Raw genomic sequence first — 3,961 nt, forward strand, 5'->3', positions numbered from 1 at the left:
CCCCCGCCGCCCGCCCGCCCCGACGCACGCCCTTCCGGGCGGCCGGGTCTCTGCCCGACGGGCCGGGCGGCGGCGGTCCGCGGGCCCGCGACGACCGCGGTGGCGGCCCTCCGCTTCAGTGCGGCTCCCCCGGTCCTTCAGTGGCGTCGGGCACGGTGCTCATCATCAAGCGCACGTGCCCAGCCAGCGTTCCGCAGAGCCGCCGGACACCGTCGCAGAGGATTCCATGGACACCTTCACCGCACCGTCCCCTTCCTTCCTCGGCTCCCACCACCTGGTCCACAGGCCGCTCAGCCCCGAGGCCTTCCTTCTCACGGCGACCGCCCCCATTCGGCAGGACTTCGCGCTCTCCGCCCAGCTCCCCGACCACCGCGCACCCCTCGACGACTCGGGACCGGGGTACCACGACCTGGCGTTCCCCCTGGAGTCGCTGCGCCGCACCATGCTGTTCGCCGCCCGCCGGTACTTCCGCGTGCCGGCGGGCCGGCTCCCCCGGGTGGTCTCCGGCAGCGCCGCGATCACGGACCTGGACGCCTGGCGCCACGGCGGCGGGCGACCGGGGATCGCGCTCGACCTCGGCATGACGCCGCTCGACGTCGTGGACGGCGTGCCGCGCGGCCTGGAGGCCGAGGCCGCCGTGTCGATCGACGGCCGGCGCTGCGGCACGGCCTCGGCGCGGCTGCTCTTCCCCGCCGGACCTCCGCGCCCCGGCCGCCCCGCGCCCGGCCGCGGAGAGGGCCGGGCGTCCACGGCGGTCCGGCGCGGCGGCCCGGACGCCGCAGGCGGGCACCGGCCTCAGCGGGCGGACCACCCCGGCGTCCGGGAGCCGCACGTCGGTCCGGCCGGGCGGGCGGAAGGGGGCGGCGGGCTGGTCTTCCCCGTCCGTACGGGCGGGGCCGCCGAGGCGCCCGGCGTCGTGCCGCCGACCCTGTTCGTGGCGGCGTCCCGGCAGGTGGGGCGGCTCGCCGCCGCGGAGCTGTGCGGCTTCGTCCCGTCGTACGCCGTGCTGTCCCGGTGGGAGGCGTCGTTCCCGGACCCCGCCGAACCCGGGACCCCGCTGCGCTGCACGGTGCGCCAGGCCACAGCCGGCGGCGGGCGTGCGGACGGCCGGGTGTCCCGCGACGCGGCGGGGCGACCGGTGGCCGACCTGCGGTTGACGTTCCTCCAGGGCAGCCGGGTCGTGGCGCGCGTCTCCGCGGCCGTGTCGCAGGACTGCTGATGCCCGCGATGCGGTACCGCGTCCTCGGCCCCGTGCACCTGTCGCCCCGTACGCCGTCCGCGGCCAAACCGCGCGCGGTCCTGGCCACGCTGCTGGCGCGGGGCAACACGGTCGTGTCGACCCACACCCTGATCGACGAGCTGTGGGGCGCCGCACCCCCGCGCACGGCCACCACCACCCTCCAGGTCTACGTCTCCCAGCTCCGCAAGGCGCTGCTGCCGCCCGCGGGCGGGGCTCCGGCGGGGCAGGACGCGGCGCAGCCGCTGCTCACCCGTCCCCCCGGCTACCTGATGCGGGTCGCGCCGGACGAACTGGACCTCTGCGCCTTCGAGTCGCTGCGTGCCGAAGGACGCGCCGCGTACGCCGAAGGCCGGTACGAGGACGCCTCACGGGCGCTGCGCGAGGCGCTGGGGCTGTGGACGGGGCCGGCCCTGTCGGGCGTCCCGCACGGGGCGTCGCTGGAGGCCGCCGCGATCCGGCTGAACGAGCTGCGCGTCGAGGTGCTGGAGCAGCGGATCTCCGCGGACCTCCGGTCGGGGCTGCACCGGGAGCTGACCGGCGAGCTGATGGCGCTGGCACACGAGCATCCGCTGCGGGAGGCGCTGCACGGCCACCTCATGGTGGCCCTCTACCGGTCGGGCCGGCAGTCCGACGCCCTGCGGGCCTACCAGCGTGCCCGCCGCTCGCTCGTCGACGAGCTGGGCGTGGAGCCCGGGCCGACGCTGAGCGGCCTCCAGCGGCGGATCCTGGCCTCCGACCCGGCGCTGGCCCGGTACGGGCGGCAGGACGGCCGACCGCCGACGGTCCGCGGCCAGGTCCCCCGGCCGGCCGAGCCGGATCCGGAGGAGGCGGGCCCCATCGTGTGGCTGCCGCCGGACGCCGGCGACCTCACGGGCCGCGGGGAGGAACTGGCCCTCTGCCACCGGCTGACGGGCGGCGGCGCGCACGGCCGGAGGGCGCTGCTGGTGGTGTCGGGGCCGGCCGGCGCGGGGAAGACGGCGCTGGCGGTCCGGCTGGCGCACGACGCCGCCGACCGGTTCCCCGACGGGCGGGTCCTGGTGGCGCTGCGGGATCCGGACGGGCGGGCCGCCGCACCCGGCACCGTCCTGGCGACGCTGCTCCGCCGTCTCGGGGGGCCACGGGCGGCGGAACGCGGGGAGGGGCCGGGGGCGGGACCGCCGCCGTCGTCCGCGGCGGAGCTCGCGGAGCTGCTGCACCGGCGCACGGCGGGCCGCCGGATGCTCGTCGTGCTGGACGACGCCGTCTCGGAGACGCAGGTCAGGCCGGTGCTGTCGGCCCTGCCGGACACCACCGTGGTGGTGACGAGCCGTCAGGTCCTGGGGGCGCTGGAGGGCGCCGGGCGGCTGGCCCTCGACGTGCTGGCCCCGCAGGCGGCCGCAGCGCTGCTCACCGCGTGCGGAGGCCCCCGCATGGGGGACGACCCCGACGCGGTGGCCGAGATCGCCCGGCTCTGCGGCCGGCTGCCGCTGGCCCTGCGGGTGGCGGCCGCCGGGCTCGCGGCCCGCCCGCACTGGACCGCCGCCGGGCTGGCGGGGCGGCTGCGTGACGAGCGGACCCGGCTGGGCGCGCTGGCGCTCGGCGACCTCGACGTGCGGAGCAGCCTGCTGGCCGCCTACCACGACGTGGCCCCGGAGGCCCGGCGCGCCTTCCGGATCCTCGGGGCGGCCCCGTCGGCGGACATCCCCCTGTGGGGCGCCGCGGCACTGCTCGGCACGGACCCGGCGAAGGCGGAGCGGCTCACCGAGGAACTGGTGCAGGCCCATCTGCTGGAGGCGCGGGGGCAGCAGGGGCGGCTCGCCCCCGTGCGCTACGGCGGTCCCGTGCTGCTGCGGCCGCTGGCCCGGGAACTGGCCGACCGGGAAGGCCCGCGGGAGGGCACCGCGGCCGTGGAGCGGCTGGGCCGCGCCTTCCTGGCCGCGGCCCGCTACGCGGACGCGCGGCTGACACCCGGCCGGGACCGGCTCGCGCACCGTGCGGAGCCCCCCTCCGGGGTCCGTCCCGAGGAGGTGGTGGGCGGTGCGCCGCTGCGGTGGTTCCAGGAGGAGTCCGCGGGGCTGGCGGAGGCCGTGCGGGGCGCCCACGCCGCCGGGTTGCCGGGACTGTGCTGCGCCCTCGCCTCGGCTGCGGCCGGCTACTACGAGACCGCGGCCGAGTGGGGCGTGTGGGAGGAGACGCACGTGCTCGCCCTGGACGCCGCCCTCGGAGCGCGCGACGGGCTCGCGGAGGCCGCCGTCCTGCGGTCCCTCGGCGACCTGGCGTGGCAGCGCCACCAGACGCCGGCGGCGCTCGACCGGTACCGCCGCGCCGGGGAGCTGTTCGCCCGGCACGGCGACCTGGCGGCGGCGGGCCGCTGCCGGTCGGCGGAGGCGGACGCGCTGCTCGGGACAGGCCGGGTCGCGGAGGCCGGACGGGGCTACGCCCGTGCCCTGGCGGTCGGCCGCCGGGCCGGCGACGCGCGCGGCACGGCGGAGTCGCTGCGCGGGCTGGCCCTGGTGGCGGTGCGTGAGGGACGTTCCGCGGAGGCGCTGGCCCGCGTGGCCGCGTGGGAGGCCGCGGCACGCCGGACGGACGACCACCGGTGGGTCGAGTACGCCCGCCGCACGGCCCGCGTGCTCCGCGCCGCCCTGGTGGCCGGCCGGTCGGACGCGGCTGCCGCCATGCCGCTGGAGATCCGGCCGGGCGTGTGGCTCTTCAGTCCGCCGGATCCGGGCCGGCGGGCGG

Annotated in this window: 2 protein-coding genes; both read left to right on the forward strand. The window is 79.3% G+C overall.

Annotated elements, in window-relative coordinates; all coding sequences use genetic code 11:
• Window positions 1-226: 226 nt before the first annotated feature.
• Entirely contained in the window at window positions 227-1,219 is a 993-nt protein-coding gene (locus BJP40_RS12000; RefSeq protein WP_071280361.1) for a hypothetical protein, read from the forward strand.
• Window positions 1,219-3,961, forward strand: a 2,743-nt coding sequence (locus BJP40_RS36085) for an AfsR/SARP family transcriptional regulator (protein WP_071280362.1), incomplete at its 3' end; no start/stop codon positions are given. The genes BJP40_RS12000 and BJP40_RS36085, both read left to right, overlap by 1 nt.

The sequence above is a fragment of the Streptomyces sp. CC53 genome, assembly GCF_001865245.1.
In the GTDB taxonomy this organism is placed as follows: Bacteria; Actinomycetota; Actinomycetes; order Streptomycetales; family Streptomycetaceae; genus Streptomyces.

Bases quoted from the DNA above. Each gene is read 5' to 3' on its own strand.
- BJP40_RS12000 (WP_071280361.1), top strand. From the start codon at position 227: ATGGACACCTTCACCGCACCGTCCCCTTCCTTCCTCGGCTCCCACCAC.